Origin of the sequence: Photorhabdus sp. CRCIA-P01 (assembly GCF_003545805.1) — a bacterium.
GTDB classification, from domain to species: Bacteria; Pseudomonadota; Gammaproteobacteria; order Enterobacterales; family Enterobacteriaceae; genus Photorhabdus; species Photorhabdus antumapuensis.
Map to the genome: position 1 here is coordinate 1 of NZ_NMQR01000183.1, position 1,178 is coordinate 1,178.

1 protein-coding gene and 1 pseudogene are annotated in these 1,178 nt (G+C 44.0%); both read right to left on the bottom strand.

The genetic code is table 11. From position 1 onward, the window contains the following. Positions 1-170: 170 nt before the first annotated feature. Entirely contained in the window at positions 171-923 is a 753-nt protein-coding gene (locus D3222_RS24695; protein WP_118988365.1) for a TIGR03747 family integrating conjugative element membrane protein, read from the bottom strand. Next, positions 904-1,178, bottom strand: a pseudogene (locus tag D3222_RS24700) (type IV conjugative transfer system coupling protein TraD); the annotation flags it as partial. The gene D3222_RS24695 and the pseudogene D3222_RS24700, both read right to left, overlap by 20 nt.

The following is a 1,178-nucleotide window of genomic DNA, read 5'->3' on the forward strand; positions in this document are numbered from 1 at the left end:
CATAAAAGGTTACTAAGAACACCTATACGGTAACTGCCGAAAAGGCAGTACAAAAACATGCTAAATGGTTAACTGAGTAAATTCCATTATTTTTTCTTTTTACTGCCAAATTAGGCTTTTTCGCTGAAAAATCTAACAAAAATCATTAAAAATTTTACCTATTTATTACCTCAAAGATATTTCTTAAAAGTACTTATCATCACGGTAATAGCGATCCCTAATAGGAGAGCTGCGGGTAACAATAATAAATTAGGATACACAGCCGATGGCCAGGAGAGATACAACAAACAAGGTACACAAAACGCCGGTTTCACAAACCGTTTGGCATGATGATAGACAAAGCTCGATTCATAGGCAGCACCATAACGTCGCAAGTCACGTCGACTTAGCCCTTCAACGACAGCAACTCCTATAACAATCACAAACAATGGCAAAGACAATACCAATATAGTGAGCCGGATAACAAAGGTTACGGTCACATATACCGTTGCCAGCAGATACTTCCGCAAACTTTCCGCCAGCCATACACTCCAATCGCTCAACTCTCTCACCATTTCATGGTGGCTCCGAGCTTGTACTGTATGCTGCTGATTAATCCAGTCCAGTGCACCACTGTCTACAAACACCCACTGATACCCCCATTTTAACCAGATACTGAGCGTAGTAGCAGGCTCCGATAACAGTAAACTGCGAGTAAATTCTTTAGACAACCAACCGCTTTCCGTGATCATAACTTGCTGGCTGTGTGTCTCACCTTGTTCCGGCCAGAAAAAAGCGATCCCAAAATATTCAATCACCAGACTGAAAAACAGCGAAGCCAGCAACAAGCCAATAAGCATCCACGGAAAATCCCACAAAACCGTTTTTAATGGTCCTGACTTTTTCGGTGGCATCTGCGGCGATTTAGTGTTCTGTTGCGTCATCTTCAGCTTCCCCATCAGGCGTCAGCACCGCTGGATTTAACATCACATGCAGGTCAACCTGACTATCACTTGGCATTGAACCCGCTGACCACCAGGATTCACTGGTACGGTAATGTTTACGCATTTCATCAGCGATTTTTTGCAGACTTGCCGGCATCAGGTCATCATCATCGGCTGCTGGCAACGGCATGCGGATCTTCCATAACCGTCCCCCTTCAAGCAGAGCAAATGCCTGACCTTTCGGCAAGTTAATCA